This window comes from Alteromonas sp. C1M14 (assembly GCF_018860965.1).
GTDB lineage: Bacteria > Pseudomonadota > Gammaproteobacteria > Enterobacterales > Alteromonadaceae > Alteromonas.
On the sequence record NZ_JAHKQF010000015.1, the window covers coordinates 218,881 to 242,721 of the forward strand.

Below are 23,841 nucleotides of genomic sequence, written 5' to 3' on the forward strand. Positions count from 1 at the left end.
TAACGACACAATTAGGTGGTGTAAAAACCACCTTTTTTTTGCTTTTTCACTGCCATCGCCTATAAGCTTTATTAAGCCATAACGAATAACGCGATTATTTACTATCCACACAGGATGATGCAGTGCGCCTATTATTCAAATCGATTTATCCAGATAATGACACCCTAAGTGACATTGTTCATATTTTGCATACGAATACCCTCAGCGGCATGCTCGTGTCAATATTGGCCATCTCAGCATTAACGTTTGGGTTTGAGTCTCAACAAACACTACATCTGAAAACCGCTTTTTGGCTATTTATGGTGTCGTTGTTATTTTTTCGTTTTGCCGATGCCATGTACTGGATGAAGCGCCTACGGCACCAACGTCATAGCGCTTTTGCAGCATTTTCACGTTTCTTTGTGGGCGTCACTCTAACCGCATTAACCTGGGCGACCTATACCATTGCCCTGTTCCCTAAAATGCCCATTCTTGAACTGGCCACCACCATGGTGGTGTTGTCTGCATTAGCAGGAGGCGCAGCCACTGTGCTAGGCGCTAGTCGTACGCTGGTTTGGACATTCTGCACCCTGTTACTTGTTCCTATGTCTGTTATGGCCTTACTGGAATCCAACAAAGAAGTTAACTTACTGGGTTTCTTAGGGATGGCATTTTGGTTAACCATGCTCAACGCTTCCCGCAAAACAAACCGTTTTTTCATGCAAACCATGGAGCTAAAAAAGCATAATCAGCAGTTGGTCGCGCAAATGGAAACCGAACGCAATGAAGTGATTCGTGTTAATGCAGCACTAAAACAAAGCAACCTGCAGCTAGATGCCATTAATAGTCACCTTGAAGAAACGGTAGAACAACGGACAAAAGACGTTACCCGCCTATCGAACTTAGATCCGTTAACCATGCTCATGAATAGAACCGGCTTCTTAAAGCAGTTATCTTTATCCATCGATAAGTGCAAAAGCCATAACGCCTCCCTTGCCCTTCTTTTTATTGATTTAGATGGCTTTAAGCAAGTTAACGATAGTTTAGGCCACCCCATTGGTGATCGCGTATTAGTCAAAGTTGCTGATGTACTAAAGCAACACGCCCCTAAGCATAATCTGGCGCGCTGGGGAGGCGACGAATTTATCATTATTATTGAAAATGTGAGTGCAGAAACAGCCACCATAGCCGCCTTAGCTATCCGTAAAGATATCGCGGCTCCGATGAACATCGATGAAAACGAAATTAGCCTCGATGCCACCATCGGCATTGCCCTGTGCCCTGAGCACACCGATGATCCACAACGACTCATTCAAGAGGCGGATCTCACCATGTATCATGAAAAACGACTACGCCAGTCGCATGTTGCAGTGTTCAATACAGCCATCTATGCCTCAGTTCGCCGCGAACAACAGCTTCGAGAAGGGCTTCGAATTGCCATCGAACAAAATGCATTTTATCTAGTCTATCAGCCACTCATTTGTTCGAGAACCGGTATGGTGTCGTCTTTTGAGGCCCTTATACGCTGGCAATATAATGACACCCTCATTTCCCCTGGCGAATTTATTCCCATTGCAGAGCGCTGTGGCATCATTATCCACCTTGGGGAATGGGTATTGCGTACGGCTTGCAAGGATGCGGCACGCTGGCAAGACTCTCGCATTGCGGTGTCTGTAAATGTATCTGTTGCCCAACTGATGGAAGATGACTTCGTTGCCAGATTATCCCAAATACTATCTTCTACCGGCCTAGCCCCCACCCGATTACACCTTGAAGTAACAGAGTCGGTATTTGCCGACAACACGACAAAGCTTACCGCGCAGATTAATGGCATTAAAGCTATGGGGGTGACCATCTCCATCGACGACTTTGGCACTGGCTTTTCTTCCCTTAGCCAACTACACATCTTAAATTTTGATCATATAAAAATTGATCGCTCATTTATTCAGGCACTGGACACTACAGGCGAGCCCATTGTCCGAGCGGCGCTGCTCATTGCCGGTGAATTTGGCTGTAAAACCATCGCCGAGGGCGTAGAAACTGAAAATCAAGCTGCAAGATTAAAGGCAATGGGTGTAGACTGCTTGCAAGGTTTTTACTTCGGTAAACCGCAGCGAGAAGAAACCCTCACGCAGTGGTTCCACAACGATAAATAAACATGGCTCAACTTTATTTTTATTACTCTGCAATGAATGCAGGAAAATCCACGTCTTTGCTTCAATCTGCCTACAACTACCGTGAACGGGGGATGCATGCGGTCATTTTCACCGCGGCTATTGATGACAGGTATGAAGTAGGAAAGGTGACGTCTCGCATCGGTTTGCAAGCAGAGGCGACACTCTACAAAGCAGAAGATGATTTATTTCATGCCGTATTGGCTCAGCATCGCCAGCAACCCCTCGACTGCGTATTTATTGATGAAGCCCAGTTTCTGACCAAAGCCCAAGTCAAACAGCTTGTGGAAGTGGTCGATGAGCTCAATATCCCGGTACTGGCGTATGGTTTACGTACAGACTTTCTCGGCGAAGCCTTCGAAGGCAGCCACTATCTTATGGCCTGGGCCGACAAATTAACGGAATTAAAAACCGTTTGTCATTGTGGCCGCAAAGCCACCTTCGTTGTACGATTAGACGAAAATGGACAACCGGTTACCGGCGGTAACCAAGTAGAAATAGGCGGTAACGACCGTTATGAATCCATGTGTCGCAAACACTTCAAACAACTGGTATGGGACTAACTTGTTAAATTAATTGAATAAAACGCAGAATACCCCATAGACGGATATCATTAACAATCGCTTAGTGCAATTGATCGTGACCTGTCTATCTGTGGTCGACTCTGCGTTGACTTCACAACCTCCCCCATTAACAGTGATGAAAAAATAAAGGAATACACTATGTTGATGTCTTTTCGTATTGGCCTGTCCATACTCGGTTGTACCCTCTCCTCGTTGACTTTTGCTAACACGCCAGCGGTCAATCATCTACCTGACAACCTCGCTGGTCTGCCGCAAACCATCGATAAGGCTTTAGCCCAATTTCACACACCGGGCATGAGTGTGGGTATCATTAAAGACGGAGAAACCGTCTATCTTGCAGGCCACGGTATGCGAGATTTGGCAAATCAACTACCGGTAGAGCCTGACACCTGGTTTAGGCTTGCCTCTACCAGTAAAGCCTTTACCGCCACCACCGTGGCTCAGCTCGTCGATGAACAAAAGCTTACCTGGCACACCAAAGTCACCGAGGTTTTACCCGCGTTTCAAATGGCAGATCCCTGGGTCACCCGAGAAATGGACATCACCGATTTACTGACTCACCGAAGTGGATTGTCCTCCGGTGCCGGCGACTCCATGTTATGGCCCGAGCCCAGTGGTTTTAGCCGCGATGAGATTATCCACAATCTGCGCTATCTTACTCCAGCTTATAGCTTCAGGCGTCACTATGCCTATTCCAATGTCATGTATATCACTGCAGGGGAACTGGTCGCCAAGGTAACCGAACAACCGTGGGAAAGCCGCGTTCAGGAAAGCGTATTCGCGCCGTTAAAGATGCAATGCTTTGGTGGCGATGTGCCCGACACAGTGCTGGATAATCGCGCATTAAGTTACGGCTACAACGATGAGCGGGGTATTTACCCCATTCCTCGTAATCAAATTGAACGCAAAGGGATCGTTTCTGCTGCCGCAGGTGGCGTCACCTGTAATGCGCCAAGTATGTTGTCGTGGCTACAAATGTGGCTAGATGGCGGCAAACTGCCTTCCGGTGAACCCCTACTACAGCCCGACACCGTAAAAACCATGTTAACGCCCCAGACTATCTTATCGGTAACCGATACGGATGCCCAATGGGATAACATGCACTTTAAAGCCTATGGTTTAGGCTGGCGATTAATGGATATCGATGGCCAGGAGGTGATTTCTCATACTGGCACCTTGTCGGGGTATCAAACCTATGTTGCCTTTATTCCCGATTTGCAGCTCGGGGTGGTTATCTTAAATAATGGTTCAAATTCCGGCGCCCGTGGTTCGGTGATGGAAACCATTTTAAAAGCCTACATACCCGATGCGCCGCAAGAAGACTGGGTTGACACCTATCAGCAATACCGTGATGAACGTGCCGCTAACTATCGGGCCCGTCATCAAGCGCCAAAAGGGTCAGGAACCACTTCCCTCGCACCTGAGAGCTACCTCGGAACCTATGAAGATAAGTGGTTTGGCACCTTTACCTTGTCTGCTAAAGGCCAATCCGTACGTATTGTGTCGGCAAAAATGCCCACTTTACAAGGCACCCTTGAACCCTTTGATAGTCATACGTTCATGATCCGTTGGGATAACCAGAACGCTGCCTCTGATGCCTTTATTCGCTTCGATACCAATCCGTTAGTACAAGTAACAGGGTTTAGTTTGTCCCCTTATACCGTCCGTGAAAGCACCCAACATGAATGGCGTGATATGTATTTCACCAAGGTGTCTACCCCGGCACCCGCGGCTAAATAGCTGACTGATGAGGCCGGGTTACAGTAACCCGGCCTAACAACTTTAGGCGTAAACCGGTCTTGCCGCAGTAAGAGTCGCAACCTGTTCTTTTATCTTGGTCGCGGTCCCTTCATCATCAGGGTTGTCCAATACCTCACACATCCATGATGCCAATTGCTGGCAGTCATTTTCAGTAAACCCACGGGATGTCACCGCAGCGGTTCCAATACGAATACCACTGGTAACAAATGGAGATTGGGGATCATTTGGGACGGTATTTTTATTTACCGTGATATTCACACTGCCCAATAGCGCATCGGCTTGCTTACCGGTCATTTTTTTATCGATAAGATCCACCAAGAACATATGATTTTCTGTTTTGCCAGATACCACTGAAAATCCGTGCTCAATGAATGTTTCCGCCATTTTCTTTGCATTGGCCAGCACCTGCTGCTGATACATTTTGTATTCCGGTGTCATGGCTTCTTTTAACGCCACAGCTTTAGCCGCGATAACATGCATCAATGGGCCCCCTTGAATACCAGGGAAAATTAACGAATTAAACTTTTTCTCCAGCGCTGGGGCTGATTTACACAGAATTAAGCCACCTCTTGGGCCCCGCAGTGTTTTGTGCGTAGTGGTGGTGACCACATCTGCCACTTGCACGGGGTTGGGATACAATCCAGCGGCAACCAATCCGGCTACGTGAGCCATATCGACCATCAGGTAAGCCCCGACACTGTCTGCAATATCACGGAATCGCTGCCAATCAATAACACGAGAATAAGCAGAAAAACCGGCCACAATCATTTTAGGCTGGTGTTTTTGTGCCAGTTGGGCCACCTGCGCAAAATCTATTTCGCCGGTTTGTGTATCTAATCCGTATTGCACGGCATGATAAAGCTTACCGGAAAAATTAGGCGCCGCTCCGTGGGTTAAATGGCCACCGTGATCAAGACTAAGGCCCAAAATGGTATCACCTGGCGACAGCAAAGCCATATATACAGCCGCATTGGCTTGGGAGCCTGAGTGTGGCTGTACGTTCGCGTAATCGGCCCCAAACACGGCCTTTGCTCTATCAATAGCCAGTTGTTCAGCTTTGTCTACTTGCTCACACCCGCCATAATACCGCTTGGCAGGATAGCCCTCTGCGTACTTGTTGGTGAGTTGACTTCCCTGCGCTGCCATGACCGCCTTGCTCGTATAGTTTTCAGAGGCGATCAGTTCGACATGATCCTCTTGCCGTTGTGCCTCTAATTGCAATATTTCGGCAATATCTGCATCCACTTGCTCTAAAGAATTATTTAGCGTGCTCATGTTCACTCCGTTGTGATTTGATTTTCTTTATGCTAGATGTACATATGCAATAAATAAAATTAATAATAAATATGGCATCATAAGAATATGAAATAGCGAAAACCCTAACGCTTTGGAGAAAAAACATGAAAAACCTATCCGTCGATTTTCTGCGATCGTTTGTTACCATTGCACAAACGGGCAGTTACACGGTGTGTGCAGAGCGTTTAAAACGTACTCAACCGGCGATTAGTCTGCAAATCAAGAAACTCGAAGAAACCGTGGGCGAAAAATTATTTACCCGGGAGGGTAATCGGTTAATGCTTACCCTAGCGGGCAGTAAACTACTAGAGTACGGTACCAAAATTCTCATGCTTAATGATCAAGCCATGGCGGAATTTGGCCGCCCTCAAATAAGTGGCAATATTAAATTGGGGATCCCCAGTGAGTTTTCCACCACCTTGATGCCAAAAATTATCCGTCGATTTACCCAGTCCTACCCTGAAATCTCCATGGAGGTGCATTGTGCATTGAGCAAAGATTTATTATGCGAACCACTAAAAAATCAGTTTGATTTGATTTTATCGTTACAAGAAGAGCCCGAACCAGATCAAGACGGCTATATTGTTACCGATGAATTGGTTTGGGTGGGGGGACAACGCTTCGTCAACAACATTCCCGACAAGCTTCCTTTAATTGCGGCGCCATCACCGTGTATTTATCGCAAACGGGCGACAAACTTATTAGCAAAAGTGAAAAAGCAATGGCAGGTGGTGTACACCATCGGTGATCTAAACGGCATTCAAACTGCAATCAACGAAGGGTTAGGGATCACGGTGCTGGCAAAAAGCACGGTACCTAGTGGCCTTTCCATTCTTTCCCCATCGCCAGGATTGCCTTCCCTTGGTCGCATTGGTGTCTGTTTGATTAACCCGCAGAAAGTGCATTCTGAAGCCATCGATTTACTGGCAAAAACCATTGCAACAGAATTAGCATCACATGCCTAAATGGGCCGCCTTGTGAATCACAAGTACGGCAAGTATTCTTTTGTTATCTGTTAGCGGGTGCCGAAAATTTTATCGCCTGCATCCCCTAGTCCAGGAAGAATATAGCCATTTTCATCCAGTTTATCGTCGACAGACGCGGTAAAAATAGCCACATCAGGGTGGGCCGTGGTTACCGCTTCAATGCCTTCTGGTGCGGCCACAAGAAACAAACCCATAATGCGGGTACACCCTTTTTGTTTTAGCAGATCAATAGTTGCAATGAGCGTACCGCCAGTGGCCAGCATGGGGTCAACAATAAGCGCCGTACGCTCATCAATATCTTTTACCACCTTATCGAAATAGGCCACAGGCTGCAGGGTGGTTTCATCACGGTATAACCCTACAACGCTGATTTTTGCATTAGGAATAAGTTGTAGAACCCCGTCTAACATCCCTAAGCCCGCGCGAAGAATAGGCACGATGGTAATTTTCTTACCCTTGATTTGCTCTACATTTAGCGCTTCGCCGGTCCAGCCTTCAATTTTAGCTGTCTCTGTGGGTAATTCCCGCGTCGCCTCATAGGTCAGTAAATTGCCTATCTCACTGGCAAGCTCGCGAAAATCTTTACTGGAAATATTGGCTTCACGCATCAAACCAATTTTATGTTGAATAAGGGGGTGCTTTATTTCGTGAACAGACACCAGATTCTCCTGTGTACGTGTCAAATATCAGTCGTGCTAATGATATAAACATCACCGTTTATGAAGGCGCACATTGCAATCATAGCTCAAAAAATGCAAGTCATGCGCGACGACTATCAGGAATTTTAGCCATAGTCTGCGCATTATGAGGTGCCTCAAAACCGTTTTTACCCCAATTGGCCCAGCGCTGTTAAACCTGTGATTTAACACACTGGCCGGACAGTTTCTGACGTCTATCGCGAATACTTTGCTTTTTATCTACGTCGCTAGATAGTTTATGCTTAACGTTTCCCTAATAAGAGCACACTACAATGAAAAAAAGCGCACTACTACTCGGATTATCTTTGCTCACCCATCAAGCCTTCGCCGCCCTGACGGAAAAAGAACAAGCCATGGTTGATTATATTAATCAATCAAACCCTAAAGCGCTGACACTGTTAGAAGATCTGGTCAATATTAACAGCGGTACGATGAATTTTGCCGGTGTGGAAAAAGTTGCCAATACCCTCATCCCCGAATTTAAAGCTTTAGGCTTTGATGCCCGCTTTGAAGAAGGCTCGGCCTTCAACCGAGCAGGTCATTTGGTTGCCGAACTCCACGGTGGAACTGGCCCTAAGTTACTGCTCATCGGCCATTTAGATACGGTTTTTGAACCTGAAAGCCCGTTTCAAACGTTTGAAAAAATAAGCGATACCGTAGCGAAAGGCCCAGGCATTGCCGATATGAAAGGGGGCGATGTCATTATATTGCAGGCGTTACGGGCCCTTGATGCCACCGGCGAACTAAAAGACATGAACATCATGGTGGTTATGACCGGCGATGAAGAGCTCAGTGGACGCCCGCTGGCGCTTTCAAAGAAAGCCCTTACTGACGGCGCAAAATGGGCTGATATCGCCCTTGGCTTTGAAAATGGCGATGGCAACCCAGCCACGGCCAATGTATCACGTCGAGGCTCGGTCGACTGGACGCTCACGGTAAAAGGGGTGCCATCTCATTCATCACAGATCTTCAAAGATAGCGTAGGTGCAGGGTCGATTTATGAGGCATCTCGAATCTTAACCACCTTCTACAGCGAATTAAGAAGTGAGGAATTACTTACCTACAACCCGGGAAGAATTATGGGAGGTACTGACGTAACCCACGACAAAAAAAGCAATAGTGGTACCACCTTCGGTAAAAACAACGTGGTCGCGGAAACCACCATTGTTACCGGAGATATCCGCGCGATTTCTGAAAAGCAGCTGACCCGCGTAAAACAAAAGATGTCAAAGATTGTTGCTGACTCTTTACCTCAAACCCAAAGCCATATTGAATTTGGCGAAGGTTATCCAGCACTTGCCCCCACGGCGGGAAATAAAGCATTACTTGGTATCTACAGCACGGTTAGTGAAGATCTTGGTCAGGGCGCTGTAGGAGCCGTGAACCCGCTAAACGCTGGGGCGGCAGATGTTTCCTTTACCTCTCAATACGTCGATATGGCCATTGATGGCCTGGGCATGAGTGGTGCTGGCGCCCATACGGTAAAAGAAACGGGTATACTCAACGCGCTGCCAGCCCAATCAAAACGAGCGGCTGTTTTGCTTTATCGTTTAAAGCGTCAAGATTAATAATAAAACCCTACTGGACAGAGGAATAGTCATGAAATTATCACCCGTTAACGCGGCCCCGCTAATGTGTATCGGTGTACTTTTTACCGCTTTACTTTCCGCGCCACTACAGGCCCAAGAGAGTGAAAGCAACACCTACGCCCGTTCTGTGCCGGTGGAAACTGCAGTGACCACCAAACATAAATCCACCATCAACGGCGAGCGGATAAACTATACGGCCACAATAGGTATGCAACCGGTATGGGATAAAACAGGTCAGCCAGTGGCCACGCTTCAGTATACCTATTACCAGCGAACCGATGTCAAAGCTGATCCGTCTCGCCCTTTACTCATTAGCTTTAACGGCGGACCAGGTTCGGCATCGGTATGGATGCATATTGCCTACACTGGCCCTAAAGTTTTGAATATCGATGATGAAGGCTATCCTCTGCAACCCTATGGCGTAAAAGATAACCCATATTCAGTATTAGATGTGGCTGATATTGTGTACGTAAACCCAGTGAACACCGGATATAGCCGTGTGCTGCCCGACGCTGAAGGGAACATGCCTAGCAAGGAAAAGCAAAAAAGCATGTTCTTTGGGGTTAATGCCGACATCGAATATCTCGCCGAATGGCTCAATACTTTTGTAAGCCGGCAGAATCGCTGGCGTTCACCGAAGTTTTTGATCGGCGAAAGCTATGGTACCGCACGGGTTTCTGGGTTAGCGGCCGCGCTACAAGAACAACAATGGATGTATTTGAACGGAGTGATCCTAGTTTCTCCCACTGATTTGGGCATTAGTCGCGATGGCCCAGTAGACGCCGCCAATAGATTGCCCTACTTTGCCGCAGCCGCCTGGTATCACAATAAATTATCAGCGCAATACCAAAGTAAGCCACTTGAAGAGGTGTTACCAGAAGTAGAAGGGTTTGCGGTGAATACCTTACTGCCGGCATTAGCCAAAGGTGCATGGTTGACCGATAGCGAAAAGCAAGCCGTTGTTAAACAGTTTGCGGCTTATTCCGGTTTATCAGAAACCGAAATTTTGCAAAATAACTTAGATGTTAGCCCACGGTATTTTTGGAAAGCGCTGCTTCGCGATGAAGGTAAAACCATCGGGCGTTTGGACAGTCGATATTTAGGGTTAGACAAAAAAGAAAGCGGTGACAGACCTGACTATAATGCCGAGCTAAATGCTTGGCTGCATGCTTTCACCCCAGCCATTAATGACTATATTAAAAGCGACCTCAAATTCACCACCGACATTAAATATAATATGTTTGGTTCGGTGCACCCTTGGGACAGAACCAACAATCACACCGGGGATGATTTACGTCACGCAATGGCTTCTAACCCCTATTTACATGTCATGATCCAATCTGGATACTACGATGGTGCAACCAATTATTTTGACGCTAAATACACCATGCACCAGCTCGATCCAAGCGGAAAAATGAAACAGAGATTTGCATTTAAAGGGTATAGAAGTGGCCATATGATGTATTTACGTCACGAAGACCTCAAAACAGCGAATGACGACATCCGTACCTTTATCAGCGGTGCGCTACCGTCATCAACTACACCGGCGAAATACGAGCGTTAACAGAAGCTGGCGGGTAGCACCATGCCCGCCAATTCTTCGATGTATTGACGCCCTTAACGATGTTATGAATTATCTGGCCCATTTGTTTATAGCCCAACCTACCGCTGACTCCTGTTTCGGTAATTTGCTTGGCGACTTTCAAAAAGGGGTGTGTCATCAACAGTTACCTAGCACCGTGCAAGCTGGGTTACAAACTCATCTGCTCGTTGACAAATTTACTGACAGTCACCCTCTTACACGCTGGGCGAGACAACAGTTCAGTCCCCAACGTCGTCGGTTTGCTGGCGTCACGCTGGATATTTTGTTTGATCACTTTCTTATCAACCATTGGTCGGATTTTTCTCATCTCTCACTGGAAGCGTTCTGCCTTTCACGCTATCGCATGTTGGAAAAACGGCTCGCCATGATGCCTCCTGCTATGCAGCGGGTGGTGACAAGTATGATAAATGAAGGTTGGTTAGACGTTTATCGCACCATCGAGGGGGTGGATAAGGTGATCCACCGTACCGCTGCGCGGGTTAGGTTTGAAAACCAGTTTGCCAATAGTATTGAAGATGTCATGCCGCTGTACAACCAGTTAAATCACGATTTCCCTGCTTTCTTTTGCCAGTTGCAACAACACATAAAAGAAAAGGGTCTAGAAGACCCTTTATCTCACTCACCATTAACCTAATTTTCCGGCAAGGTAATATTCAGCTCTAGCACACTGCAGTCATCGCTGTTTTCCAGTTGCACTGACACATCATCTTCGGCAATTTCTACATATTTACGTATCACCTGAAGGATCTCCTGTTGCATCATAGGAAGATAGTCAGGCTGAGACCGTTTTCTGCGCTCATGGGCAACGATGATCTGCAACCGTTCTTTGGCAACGGCCGCGGTATTTGGCTTCCCTTTCTTCAGCAGATAATCGAATATTCCCATTACTTACCCCCTAGCAATCGCTTGAAGAATCCTTTTTTCTGTACATCAAGAAAACGGTGTTCAATGGTTTCACCTAACAGACGTTTCACCGCATCGGCATAGGCTTGGCCGGCATTAGATGCGTCATCAAGAATAACCGGCGAGCCCTGATTCGATGCTTTAAGTACCGCTTCCGATTCGGGGATAACGCCTAGCAATGGTACCGCTAGAATTTCTTCCACATCGGCAACACTGAGCATTTCAGCCGTTTCTACTCGCTGCGGGTTATAACGTGTTAACAGTAGGTGTTCTTTTACTGATTTACCCTGTTCAGCACGCATGGATTTGCTTTGTAAAATACCTAAAATACGATCGGAATCTCGTACTGACGACACTTCAGGGTTAGTGACAACAATGGCTTCATCAGCAAAATACAAGGCCATTTGCGCGCCCTGTTCAATTCCCGCCGGTGAATCACAAATAATAAATTCAAAATCTTCGGCTAAATCGTTCAGAACCTGTTGTACCCCTTCCATGGTCAACGCGTCTTTGTCACGAGTTTGAGAAGCCGGAAGAATAAACAGGTTATCGGTACGCTTATCTTTAATTAGCGCTTGGTTTAAGGTTGCCTCTTTATTGATCACATTCACAAAGTCATACACAACCCGACGCTCACAACCCATGATCAAATCAAGGTTACGCAAGCCCACATCAAAATCAATCACCACGGTTTTGTGTCCAGCTAACGCCAGCCCGGTTGCAATGGCAGCGCTGGATGTGGTCTTACCCACCCCACCTTTGCCAGATGTTACTACTATAATTTTCGCCATTTTTTAATCCCCAAACGTGTGGCGCCTTGATCAATGAAGCTTTTCAACGACCAACGCATCCTCATGTAAATAAGCCTGTGCCGGTTGCTTCCAGCACTGTTGTTGTATGTTTTCCTGCATCACAAATCGTCCGGCAATGGAGACCAATTCCGCTTCCATCGTATGACAAAAAATGCGGGCTGCGGTATTCCCTTTTACGCCGGCTAATGCCCGCCCTCGTAAGGTACCATAAACATGGATGTTACCATCAGACAATATCTCGGCACCTTCACTTACCGCACCGATTATAACCAAATCGCACCCTTCTGCATAAACCTGCTGTCCTGACCGCACGGGACGAGAAACCATCTTGGCGGGTTTGACGGGCTCTGAAGTTGCTTTATTTATGGGGGCAGCCGTGACGTTGTCGTCACGGTTAGAAGATTCTGAGGTCTCAGATGGTTTTTCTGACTTTGGCGTAAGTGCTTTATCACTTAATTTACTTTGGCTAATATCAGCCATACCTAAATCGTTGATCACCCCTTTGAGTGCATCGGTGATCCCTTTTACAGCCATGGGTTGAAGCCCCTGGCGGCGACACAATACCACGAGTAATTCAAACTCGGTGGCCGACAAAGCAATACCAAGATGAATAATGAGCGATGAGCGGGTGAAAAAATGTGGCGCGCTGGCAACTTTGGCAGCCAACTGAGTTTCAAATTCATCGGGTTCAAACTGAATGACTTCCAACACTATGCTGGTAAGTGTGGTGCCTTTCATACGAAAGCACGATTCTGTCATGTAGCATATCCTGAAGTTATGGTGAGTATCCCGCTTCCCTTTTGCGACGCAATAAGGAACGAGGTCTCAACTCTACCAAAATCCAGGATCTGGGCAACCGAAAGGCGACTGACAGCCTCATGAGTGTTTATTTTTTATCCAAAAATGACGCCATTGCCGCCCTTTCCCGATAAAATGGCGGCCTTTTACGGCTTAGCGTTCTTCAGGAAACAGATACTGACAAACACGATTGGCACATTCAGAGGCCTTAGCAACAATCTTAAAGCGTGCCTGCGGCATCAATTCATCCAACCAATTGCCAATGCGTTGCACACTGGTTTGACAAGGTTTTCTGTCGAGACCAAATCTCACCGCTAAATTGGCACTGGCTACCTCACTGACTAAAGTGGTATAAGCATCAAATTGAACCGGATCAGTAAGGTGTCCCCCCACATTCATTCGCGTTGGATGGCCCGCCCAACGTATTAATTGCGGCAACAGTGTGGCGTAATAAGCGGCTGTGACGTGCTTGGCATACAATCCGGTCTCTGGCGGCATTTCAATATAGTCATGTTCGTCATGCCAACTCGCCACCTGCCCTTCGCGAATATCCACCTTCATGGCCTTTAATCTGTCTCGTAACAACGAAAGGGGGGCAACGAAGCTTTCTTCGTAGGGCATAGCATTATAATTGGTTAGACAGCTGGCGTTATAAACCAACTGAATACGACGACCTGACTGCACCATACCCTCGTCACCGTCACCTAGAGACAATTCAGCAGAAGGCATCGAGTAGTAATGAAAGACAGGCGCTGGCAACGCATCTTTTTGCAGTTTATAGCCCTCTTTTTTCCACTGGGTACGGGTAGCCCACAGGTTGCTCGTATAACCATAGGTCCGGGACGCCATAGACAGCATCAACCAAGACCACATCGACTGGTACGGCACCTTAGAACGCACATTAAATTGGGCTACCGCTTCGGGCTGTTCAACCCAGCGTAAAATACAGTCGCTATCTTTCAATAACAAGTGCTCAAGCAACGTTGGATAAATGGCTTCATCCAAATCCCAGCTCTCATGATGCAAAACGATAATATCTGCCAAGGTTTGACACCCGGCCACGGGTTGTCGTCGCAAGAAGTAATACAGGCTTTTTGCCGAGCAAATGTCTTTTCTGACAATATCCAAATCGTTAATGTATAAGATCCAAAAATGCAGCTCTTTTAATAATGTATATAGTTCTTTTTTTGAAACCGCTTCCCACCGGCTAGGAACTTGAAGATCAAATATCTTACTGATTTGGGTTTCATTGTAGGCGCCGGCAATTTTCTCCAAAATAGCTTGATAGGATAAACCTAGCCAATCCTCAATATCCGCAATTTGTTTACTAATTTCACACAAATTCGATACGCTCGCATCCAAACTTCTATCTTGGCCGAGAAAATGAATAGGTCGAGGGCTATTGGCAGTTTTTGCTAGAAAACCACTAAAAGGATCACCACCACTGAATTTCGCTGACAAACGTAGCAGCGTTTGTGGGCTAAAGCCCGTTGCTAAGGAACACTCCAATTGCAACGGGTAACTCTCGCGAAATTGGGAAAGGGTTAACATATTTACATCCTTCTCTATCGATTCAGGCCCGAACGTGCTGTATTGACCTGGTGACGGGTGACAGCCGGGTCCTGATATAGAAAGGAGTGTAGCGAACAGATTAACCCTGTTCGATATGGAAAATGATAATCAGATGTCTCTGTGTATAAGTACCAGAAAAATCAAATCTAGCACTTTATATTTAATATATTAATAATCAGTAAGATAGCAGCGTAATTCTTCACGATGTCTTGCCATATCAATAACAAAAATCCCGCTGTTTTTCGCTAAACTGACAAACCTCGTGAAAGGCTTTACGTAAAAAGCCAGGAGCATGTCTATTTAGGCCCCTGTCAATGCCATGAAGTTACAGTGCAAAACCACTGTGTCTAGGTGAAGATAACAGCAATTCATCACTAAGCACGCCTTTACCCTTTCCGCCGCGCCATCTAATTTGCAGGCCGGCTTCAAAGGCTTGATATTCCACCGCAAAGGCTTTTCCCATGTAACCGGCTACTATCCAGTTGTCAGTGAGTCGATATTGCCCTTCTACCATGAGATTACCACTAACCCCCGTAGAACGGTTATACCCTAAGGAGGCATTGTCATTGTCGGGGGTTTCATCGGTATAAAGGGGAAAGCGGGGATCATCTTGCTCCGCTAAATGAGAAACACCTAATGTCCCTTTTAGTTTGATTTGCCAATGGCGGGTCTCGGCCGTTAGCAGTTCTGTGTAGATACCGGTACTGATCAAGTAATCAGGACTAAAATAACCACCATTACCATAGGTAAAACCACTTAGGTTATGACGGTATTCGGTATAACTGGTATAAGGCCCCAGCCGCCAATAATCTAACTTCGAAGACACTACACTGGCTATGTTGTAGCTTAGATCTGTGCGCAACGAAATGGCCTCATTATCCTTCACCAACTCGCCGGATAATTGACTTAACTGTAAGGTGCCTGCCAAAGATAGATTCGTGGTTATGCCATAGGCGGCCAAAAGCCGGATCCCATCTTCAATAACATACCCCCATGGGCTTTCGTGATTAGCATCATAGGTGCCTGTTTGGCTAAGCATGCTGTCTTGTTTTTCTTTTCTAAAGACGGAGGTGGCCAGTGTCACCCTAGGTAAAAACCAGGTCGCAGACACCTGGCCGGTCAACTTGGCGTTAACGGGCTGATCTAACATGCCGTAATTGAGATTGGCGTAAAAGTTCATGCCCTTGGCTTGATAAACCAGTTCACCACGAATGCGTTGATCTTCAAAGCCCGTAATGCCGTTAAAGGGGGCGGACAACTGACCGTCGGCGAACCATGCGTTTTGTTGTACTTCGCCGGCATAAAACTGCACCACATCCACCCCTAGCCGCCATTGCCAGTTTTGGTAAACATCACTAATACCCAAGGATTGGGTAAGCACATCAAAGTTACCTAAGCCTTCCTCTCCACTACGAGAGCGGGTCGTTAATCCATAGGTAACACTGAAACTATCGCGACTGTGGGCCTGGGTAGCCCGTTCATCTCCGTTAAGATAAGCGAATAAAAATTGCTTTTGACCCCATGAGGCTTGACCCTCACTGACCTGACGCAAACGATTCACCACCGCAAAACGATCAGACAGCTGTGCAAGCACAACGTCATTGTTTTTATTCAAGGTGATCAGTTCATTTCCAATCACTTGATCATTAGGCGTCGCGTCTAATACCTCGGTAAAGGCGGAAGTGGCCAGAGAGGCTTGTCCATCCTTTGCTGCCGCCCACCCTAACAGGGTTTGCTCTTCAAGTTTAAGGGGGCGGATTGTCTGCAATTGCTGGGCAGCGCCAATACTATTTTGATAGTCACGGCGATTGTAAAAATCGACTTGTTGCTGCGCTAACCCGTCGGCGCAACGTTGTACAAAGGTTGTCGTCTCAGTCTGACAAGCTAAATCCAGTGCCTGTTGACGCTGACCATCAGACCACAACGTTAAGTACTGTCCTTCCACATCCTCAATAAGCAAGAATAACTCAAACGCATAGGAATACTGTTGGGCTTCGTACTGTTGCCATGCCTCGCCCTCTATTACTTGTGATACCACCGCTGCCTGCGCCCCGGTTAACCATTCTTTTAATAAAGTGAGGTTGTGATTATCGATGGCCTGCTGGGTTTTTCTACTTGCTAGGGTATCGAGTCCTTGCGCTGCCGATTGTTGTTCGGCGTTTGTTTTGCTCACCGCCCTAGCTTGGGTAAATTGTTGTTCGGCAGTCTCCCATGCATTTCGCGCGAGTGCCGTCCACCCCATCAACAAGTGGAAATCGGCCCGCTGTAATCTATTTGTTAACCGTATAAGTTGCGCAAAAGCCTCATCCTTTAGATTTGCTCTTTGTTGTTCACTAAGCTGGGCAAACCCTTCTAATGGCGCGCTCAAAGAGGGAGGAGTTTGCTCATCCTTTGCCTGATTATCCAAGGGTGTTTCATCCCCTGCGGCAGACTCGGGTTGCACAGCAATGGCCTTGGGTAAGCGCCCATTGATCCTGGCAATTTCCGTTTTTACATCGTCTGGTATTTGCCAATGAGGATAGGCCTCTTGCAAACGCTGAAATTCGCGATTTGCTAACGCTGTCTGCTTTTGATTGATGTGATACCACAACCCGGTGGTATCCGGCTGCCCTTCTTCTAAGGGAGTAAGGCCGACATTTTGTTCTTTATAGGTGGTTTTTGTTTGCCCGAACGCAGTGGCCGTGACCAAGGTCAATGCCATCACAAGGGCGCTAAACGGGTATTTTTTTGCCCTTGTCTTCATCATTGACTATCTGCCACTGCCAACATGGAAAGCAAAGTCAAACTTGCCGAATAATAATCCATGGTTCTGTTCACTTCTGGCCATTGGGGCGCGTGTTCCTGGGTTAGGCTTAACACAGCCTCTGCCACCGCGCTCATGCCTGCGCTCATCTCATACTCCGCCCCTTGCTGTGTTGTTAGATCCAACGTGGCAGGTACAAATTCTTGTCGCCACCAGGCATAAAATGGCGCCAATAATTGCGCCTGCTCAGGTGCCTCTAGCGCCTTACCAGCCCACGCTAGGTGAAGAGGAATACGTACCGCATTAAAACCATAATCAGCGGACACCACATTATCCAGCGTAACCAGTCCGTGCTCGAAACGTAACCAATCAGGGGGTAATTGGTAAACGCTAAACTGAGCTTCTTTAATAAGGGCAATGCCACTATCAAATAAGGCTTGCCAACGGGGGGCATGCTCAGTGTGCTTTTTAATGGCTAATATGGCGGGAAATACCCAGTATGAAAGATTAAGCTGCACGTTTGTACGGGGGGGGGCAGCATCGGAGTCATCAAAACCATACTGACCCGGTAACAATAGCGTATAGCCATCTGCAGATACTAACAGGTGTTGTTCCACCCCATGAATAATGTGCTTTGCCTCGGCTTTATAGGCATTATCCTGCCACTTGTCTGCAGCACGAAGCAACGCCCAACTAATCAGTAGTTCACCATCAGACGCGTTATTGGTATCGTCAATACAGGCCCTATCTTTGCTAGGACAAGGTCGATATCGCCAGCTAAAAAGCCCATCCTCTTTTTGCAGCGTCGATTTAGTCCATAGCCAGAGTGCATCAAAGGTGGCTTTATCATTGGCGGCCACGGCAAATAGCATCCCGTAGCCCTGCCCTTCGCTATGAGAAACCCCCTCATTGCCGTCATCAATGACGCGCCCGCCATTAACAAAGAGCGCCTTGTATGCCACAAATGCCTCCACAAATGCACTGTTATCGGGTTTGGCACAGGAACTCAATACCATTGCCGATACCAGTGTCAGCCATTTCAACAGGGTATTTACCATGACTTCTCTATTTCTTTATTACGACGCTTTAATAGGAGGTAAAGCAAGACGCTAACCCCGAGTACGCTGACAATAAATCCTAACAACCAATACCAAGGGTGATTGGACAACCATAAACGTAAATATAACCAACTGTCTTCGGTTTCGCCCACCTCGTATTTTCGGGTTACTTGCATGGCCAAAGTCGGCTCTTGGTTATCTTTCCATGCAAAGAAATCGCCGGCTAACTGCCCCCATAGCGATAAACTGATCAGATCATTGACTCTGTCTTGTAAAATCGTCGGTGTTTGGGCAGCAAGAATAAATAAGGTGTCCGCTTGTGATGCCAATGGGTGTTGCTGGGCAAGTAAAATCCCCTGATTACCCAAATCACTTTTTTGTACGGTATCGCCGTCAACTTCCATTGCCTTAAATGATTGATCATTGGTCAGCGAACGAATTTGATTGTGTAGGGTGTTTTGCAATCGGTATGGCCATCGCTGAGTCGCGTCGATAGCAGTACTAAACTGAGATTGCTCTAATTCTGTTAATGTTTCTGGCGTGCCCAATACGATGGTTGAACCCTCTTCACTAACCCGAGTCCCCACCGAAATATGTAAATTCAGTAACGGCGTTTGCGCTACCTGCGCCAGTTTTCCAATAAGGGTTAATGCACTGTCGAAAAAACCATGGGACGGCACAGCCACCGTGGTGCGTGACGCCGCAGTAAAGCGGGCAAAGGGATACGCGGTTTCAGCGAACAGGGAAAGATCTGGTTGTACCGACACACTGCCTGCATCGGGCAGCACTAAGGCCGAGGAATTGTTTAACTGAAATGCTAAATGGGAACTCGGTACAATACTACAAGGGACGCCGGCTAACGGCGCATTAAGGGTGATATCAAAATCAATGACGTTAGTACCGCCCTTAAAGGTACGCGCTGGCACCCGTAGTTTGTAGTTGCGAAACACCTGGCCGTTTGAATTATCTAACGCCAGCCCGTGCACAAACTCGCCATTCACGGTGACATTCATAACCGACCCAGGCCCAACGCCAGCACCATATCCAAAGTCCAATAACAAGTCTACACTGGCATTTTCTATCACATAAAAATCAGCAGGTAGGCGAAAGGATACCTGTTTGTTAAAGCTGCCGTTGCGACGAAAGTTTGCGTTTGTGATCCCAAAATCTTCAAAAGTGTAGTGATTGTCGGGTACAAGTACGCGATTACGTTGCAGGTGCGTTGCCGTTAAGGCGCGCTGGGACAGTGTTTTCAGGTTATCGCTAAGGTTGATAGCGTCATCCATCACTGCCAAAGTTTGCGCCGCTTCTTGCACTTGTTCGTCGGTGGTACCACTGACGATTAATCGGTAACTTGGCGGCACCACAACCCGATCACCCATAATAAACGCCGGCGTTCGTTGGGTTTTCAAATAGGCACCATCAATTTGCGCAATTTCATCGTCGGTGAGTACCGCTGTTAACGCCTGCGCTGTCCCCACCAATACGTGTACAACATCATCAGAGGGCTCATCGAGATACCATGCTGTTTGCTGATAACGACGGTTTCTTTGTTCAGTCCAATCCCAATCTGTATCATCCTCTTGATTTGGCAAAACAGGCTTATCGGCGAACACCCTATGTTGCACCTTTAAAGGTTGATATTGGTTTCTTAACGCAAGGGCTTGGGCAATCAGCGGTAAGGTCTGATCGATTAACAATGGCTTCAGTTCACTTGCGGTGTACAGTTGCACCTGCCGTTGACCACCAATCCCTGGATTAAAAAAGCCACTGAGTTCATTTAAGGTAAAGGCATTGTCATTCACCGTATTCGCCACGGTCAGGGTTGAATTATAGAGATTCACTTCACTCCATAATTCTGGCGCACCACCGTCCTCACATTGATTGGCATAATGCTGACTGACTGACAAACTCAGGTTGTTAAAGCCTGTTCTCCACAGCGCTTTGGGAATGGTTATTTCAGACGTCAGGGAGGGACGCTGAGGATCGAAGGCTATCTGGCCAATGGTGGCATTGTTAAAGCGGACGAACATTTGTGAACGATTTTCAAGTAAGGCTCGAGAACTGGTTATATCTAACTGTAACCTTGCCTCCTGCACCTCAGCCACCGATGATAATGGAATGGCAATATCCATCGATGCCGCCGCACCGTGTAAACGGACCATACTATCCCCTGCGATAAAATCAGACAGTTTGTAAACATGATTTTGCCCGTGGGCCGTAAACGACACTATCAGTGACGCCAAAAATACAAGCCAATTTTTTTTCATTGATTATCCTTTCCCGGCGATGCCATTAAGCCAGTTTTTCGAACGAGATTGCCCATGAATACAAGCATGTGTAAATAAACGGGTTTAAGCCCGACACCAAGGACGTGCTTGGCGCCAAACCAATAAGAAACTTCACGTGTCCGTCTGCGTTGAAAAGACAACCACCGCCGACTATCGCAGAGAACAAAAGCAATTAATTCATTTTGTTGTTGTTCGGTTTCAGCCACAAAACGGACTCGCAACGTATGTTTTTTCCGGTTAAAGTGCAGCACTTCTGCCGGCAGGTTCACATATTTATCGAGGGCGTGTGACCATCCTCTTACCACGGCTCTTTTTGATACCTTTGAGCCCTCACCTTTTAGATGCAACATGGCCCCGCCAAGGGATAAGTCCATCAGGTTACCCACCCAGGCTTGCTCATTCTCCATTTCAATGGTTACGCTGTTGGTGGCCGGTAAGCGGGCTTGCTTTCGAACTTGCTTACGTTCTATCAAAACACTCATAACTGATAATAAAAGTAGCAGGTTAAAGCTATTCCACAACATCACGACCACGGTTAACTCCCACAATAGAGGGTCGGCAATGAGCTTGTAGACGCCGGCAAACAAGGCAATGATAAGCAACCCCATGAGCCAGTAAAAAACACTGGAAAGCGGGGACACAAAGGTTTTATCCAAACTTTCGCCTTTAGGGGTGACCACAAAAGACGGTGCGCGGGGTTTCATCAATACTTTGACAAGGGCATTTAATAGAAATACACACTGCAAGAGTTCATATAGCTCGGACACCAGCGGCCATCGCGTGCGTCCAAATAGCATGGTAGAGACCATATAAGCCCCGACCACATGAGGAATGGTAAAGGCCAACACTTCCAATAAAGAGGCCTGATAAACTTGCAACCCAAATACCAGATAGGCTAACGGCATGAGAATGAAAATCACCCTGGCAAAGGGGAACAACCAGAACATGATAGAGCTCATGTAGCCCACCCGCTGATACCATTTTAACCCTTGGGTTTTATAAGGCTTTTTCAGTAACAGTATTTGGGTCATACCCTGCGCCCAGCGCATCCGTTGTTGTATAAACGCGTCGAAGGTTTCCGGCGCTAAGCCACTGACCATGGGGCGATCTACATACACAGATTCGTATCCCATCTTATGCAGATCTAACGCAGTCTCCGCATCTTCGGTAATGGACTCTCCGGAAATCCCGCCCACCAGATCCAAATGTTCACGCCGTAATAAAGCAGCCGAGCCACAGAAAAACGAGCTTCCCCAGTAATCCAACCCTTTTTGAATGGTGCCGTAGAACATGTCATTTTCCGATGGCATACGGGAAAAGGCCGTAAAATAGTTGCGTTCCACTGGGTCAGGGTTGGCCATAAAATGGGGCGTTTGTACTAGGAAAACTTTTTTATTCTTGAGCATCCATGGCACGGTTCTATCAAGAAAATCTGTGGTAGGTACATGGTCGGCATCCAAAATAGCGACCAGATCACCATGGGTATTTTGAATGGCACTGTTGACGTTACCGGCTTTGGCATATTCGTTTTTTTCACGGGTGTGGTAGATAATGTTCAGGCGTGTGCACAAGGCCTGCATTTCCCGTCGCCGCTCCTTTGCCGCCAAGGCTTTCACAGGATCTTTAGCATTAATTTTTTCGTCGGTACCGCCATCATCCAGTAAATGAATATGAAGTTTGTCTTCGGGGTAATCGAGCATTTTCGCCGCGCGAATGGTCACTTCCAAAATCTCAGCATCTTCATTGTACGTGGGGATCATCACATCCACGCTGGGTATAATTGTCGGATCACATCCTTTCAACGTTTGCAGGGGCCGCGTTAAGGGGTACGCATTGACAATCGCTCCTAGTACGGAAGTCACCCCGGCGTATATTTCCGCGCCAAAGAGCAACCAAACCACAATAAAGGAAAGCACATCGGAATAAGACAGGGTGTAAATACCTCGCCATAACAGATATCGAGTAGTCAGGGCGATGGCCAGAACCAATGCGATGGTTCTAAAGAAATATTGGTATTGCTGGGTATGTCGGGCTTCTTTTGTACACAAAGAAATCACCACCAACACAATAAATGAGGAAACTAACTGGGCGAGTGCATCAACAGGGGCAAGAAGAAGAAATCCAAGGCAAAACGCTGCAACAAAAAGGACAACTAAGTGCAGCGTCGTATAGTGGGATCTAGCAGCTTGTGATTCATCCAAACTCGTCATTCCATATATTAATTTGCGTTACGTTGGCGTTATTTGCTCGGTTAATTAGGGTCATTCTGCCCCCAGCGATGTCCACTTCATGATTACTCTGATAGAACATCCGCGAAATATCATTCCGATGCTTCTGAGAACTTCTTGTGGCAACGATGCTTGCGGGGTAAACCACAAGAGAGACAGCAGCCAGTGCCAACAGTCCGAAAAAGAGAACCGGAGAGAGGGTGGGTTCAACGTAAAGAGAAAACAAACTCATTCCCACACTCAGTACCAAAACTATAGATGTGGATTTACGTAAACGCATAACTTTCGCAAAGTTTTTTTCTGCTGCCAATAAAATACCGAGGCGCTTTTTCCACAGTTGCTCGGTCTCTAAAGGGGTATGTTCAACGAAAAGATGAGGCTTGTGCTCATGCTCAAAAAGGGCTTTGCTTTCTGGCAAACCTTGAGATTGTGGACAGGTAAAGTCGTTTACCGCCAGCTTATCGTTCGCACTGTTATCTGCCTCTAGGCTAATAACGGTATGTTCATGTTGTGATGTGTTGTCTACTAATTTCACCGCAAATTCTCTCTAACTTGATGACGAGTTAATTTTACTGCCACCCTAAAAAAGAGAGTATTGACGATTCCATACCTTACTAGAGCTATTTATACCCATCCAATTGAGGCTTACCAGAACGGGCCTACAACAACACGTCCTACCACTTAGTATTCCCAAGGCCTACAGAGGAGTTCACAACATTTCAAAAAAGCAAATTTTTATTTTTACGCCTTAAAAAGGCGATGGATA

General features: G+C 46.8%; 18 protein-coding genes. 7 read left to right on the plus strand and 11 right to left on the minus strand.

Annotated elements, in window-relative coordinates:
• Positions 1 to 122: 122 nt before the first annotated feature.
• From KO501_RS18380 to KO501_RS13480, 3 genes are all read left to right on the plus strand, one after another.
• Positions 123 to 2,135, plus strand: coding sequence for an EAL domain-containing protein (locus KO501_RS18380; RefSeq protein ID WP_216030190.1), 2,013 nt, complete (start codon positions 123 to 125; stop codon positions 2,133 to 2,135).
• A 2-nt stretch (positions 2,136 to 2,137) separates the two neighbouring features.
• On the plus strand, positions 2,138 to 2,716 hold the full coding sequence (locus KO501_RS13475; RefSeq protein WP_216030191.1) for a thymidine kinase: 579 nt from the start codon (positions 2,138 to 2,140) through the stop codon (positions 2,714 to 2,716).
• A 159-nt stretch (positions 2,717 to 2,875) separates the two neighbouring features.
• Positions 2,876 to 4,477 (plus strand): serine hydrolase, encoded by a 1,602-nt coding sequence (locus KO501_RS13480; RefSeq protein WP_252728417.1) that lies wholly within the window; start codon positions 2,876 to 2,878, stop codon positions 4,475 to 4,477.
• A gap of 42 nt (positions 4,478 to 4,519) precedes the next feature.
• Here KO501_RS13480 and glyA read toward each other — a convergent pair whose 3' ends face one another.
• Complete coding sequence (gene glyA / locus KO501_RS13485) at positions 4,520 to 5,773, minus strand: serine hydroxymethyltransferase (protein ID WP_216030192.1); 1,254 nt, start codon at positions 5,771 to 5,773, stop codon at positions 4,520 to 4,522.
• Between the two features lie 125 nt (positions 5,774 to 5,898).
• Between glyA and KO501_RS13490 the strand changes: the two genes are divergently transcribed.
• Entirely contained in the window at positions 5,899 to 6,759 is an 861-nt protein-coding gene (locus tag KO501_RS13490; protein ID WP_216030193.1) for a LysR family transcriptional regulator, read from the plus strand.
• 50 nt (positions 6,760 to 6,809) lie between these two features.
• Here KO501_RS13490 and upp read toward each other — a convergent pair whose 3' ends face one another.
• The gene (gene upp, locus KO501_RS13495; protein WP_216030194.1) at positions 6,810 to 7,439 is read right to left on the minus strand and encodes a uracil phosphoribosyltransferase; all 630 of its coding nucleotides are present in this window, start codon (positions 7,437 to 7,439) and stop codon (positions 6,810 to 6,812) included.
• Positions 7,440 to 7,750: 311 nt separating this feature from the next.
• Here upp and KO501_RS13500 point away from each other — a divergent pair, with 311 nt between their 5' ends.
• From KO501_RS13500 to KO501_RS13510, 3 genes are all read left to right on the plus strand, one after another.
• Positions 7,751 to 9,046 carry a M20/M25/M40 family metallo-hydrolase gene (locus KO501_RS13500; protein ID WP_216030195.1) on the plus strand — a complete coding sequence of 432 codons (1,296 nt, stop codon included), beginning with the start codon at positions 7,751 to 7,753 and terminating at the stop codon, positions 9,044 to 9,046.
• A 64-nt stretch (positions 9,047 to 9,110) separates the two neighbouring features.
• The gene (locus KO501_RS13505) at positions 9,111 to 10,631 is read left to right on the plus strand and encodes a carboxypeptidase (RefSeq protein ID WP_216030627.1); all 1,521 of its coding nucleotides are present in this window, start codon (positions 9,111 to 9,113) and stop codon (positions 10,629 to 10,631) included.
• A 64-nt stretch (positions 10,632 to 10,695) separates the two neighbouring features.
• Positions 10,696 to 11,304, plus strand: a complete 609-nt coding sequence (locus KO501_RS13510; protein ID WP_216030196.1) for an ACP phosphodiesterase — start codon at positions 10,696 to 10,698, stop codon at positions 11,302 to 11,304.
• On the opposite strand, the gene minE is transcribed toward KO501_RS13510, so the two are convergent.
• The 9 genes from minE to KO501_RS13555 all read right to left on the minus strand — a co-directional run bounded on the left by minE (position 11,301) and on the right by KO501_RS13555 (position 23,610).
• On the minus strand, positions 11,301 to 11,555 hold the full coding sequence (gene minE / locus KO501_RS13515) for a cell division topological specificity factor MinE (protein WP_216030197.1): 255 nt from the start codon (positions 11,553 to 11,555) through the stop codon (positions 11,301 to 11,303). The two genes, KO501_RS13510 and minE, sit on opposite strands and share 4 nt — an antisense overlap.
• Positions 11,555 to 12,364, minus strand: coding sequence for a septum site-determining protein MinD (minD, locus tag KO501_RS13520; RefSeq protein WP_216030198.1), 810 nt, complete (start codon positions 12,362 to 12,364; stop codon positions 11,555 to 11,557). Before minD ends, minE begins: the two co-directional genes overlap by 1 nt.
• 30 nt (positions 12,365 to 12,394) lie before the next feature.
• Positions 12,395 to 13,144, minus strand: coding sequence for a septum site-determining protein MinC (gene minC / locus KO501_RS13525; RefSeq protein WP_216030199.1), 750 nt, complete (start codon positions 13,142 to 13,144; stop codon positions 12,395 to 12,397).
• A 192-nt stretch (positions 13,145 to 13,336) separates the two neighbouring features.
• Complete coding sequence (locus KO501_RS13530; protein ID WP_216030200.1) at positions 13,337 to 14,734, minus strand: zincin-like metallopeptidase domain-containing protein; 1,398 nt, start codon at positions 14,732 to 14,734, stop codon at positions 13,337 to 13,339.
• 346 nt (positions 14,735 to 15,080) lie between these two features.
• Positions 15,081 to 17,501 carry a cellulose synthase subunit BcsC-related outer membrane protein gene (locus tag KO501_RS13535; RefSeq protein WP_252728419.1) on the minus strand — a complete coding sequence of 807 codons (2,421 nt, stop codon included), beginning with the start codon at positions 17,499 to 17,501 and terminating at the stop codon, positions 15,081 to 15,083.
• Entirely contained in the window at positions 17,498 to 18,556 is a 1,059-nt protein-coding gene (locus tag KO501_RS13540; protein ID WP_216030201.1) for a glycosyl hydrolase family 8, read from the minus strand. Before KO501_RS13540 ends, KO501_RS13535 begins: the two co-directional genes overlap by 4 nt.
• Positions 18,550 to 20,826 carry a cellulose biosynthesis cyclic di-GMP-binding regulatory protein BcsB gene (locus tag KO501_RS13545; protein WP_216030202.1) on the minus strand — a complete coding sequence of 759 codons (2,277 nt, stop codon included), beginning with the start codon at positions 20,824 to 20,826 and terminating at the stop codon, positions 18,550 to 18,552. The genes KO501_RS13540 and KO501_RS13545 overlap by 7 nt, the downstream gene beginning before the upstream one ends.
• Positions 20,823 to 23,048: a UDP-forming cellulose synthase catalytic subunit gene (bcsA, locus tag KO501_RS13550; protein WP_216030203.1), complete on the minus strand. Its 2,226-nt coding sequence runs from the start codon at positions 23,046 to 23,048 to the stop codon at positions 20,823 to 20,825. Before bcsA ends, KO501_RS13545 begins: the two co-directional genes overlap by 4 nt.
• On the minus strand, positions 23,041 to 23,610 hold the full coding sequence (locus KO501_RS13555; protein ID WP_216030204.1) for a hypothetical protein: 570 nt from the start codon (positions 23,608 to 23,610) through the stop codon (positions 23,041 to 23,043). Before KO501_RS13555 ends, bcsA begins: the two co-directional genes overlap by 8 nt.
• Positions 23,611 to 23,841 lie beyond the last annotated feature (231 nt).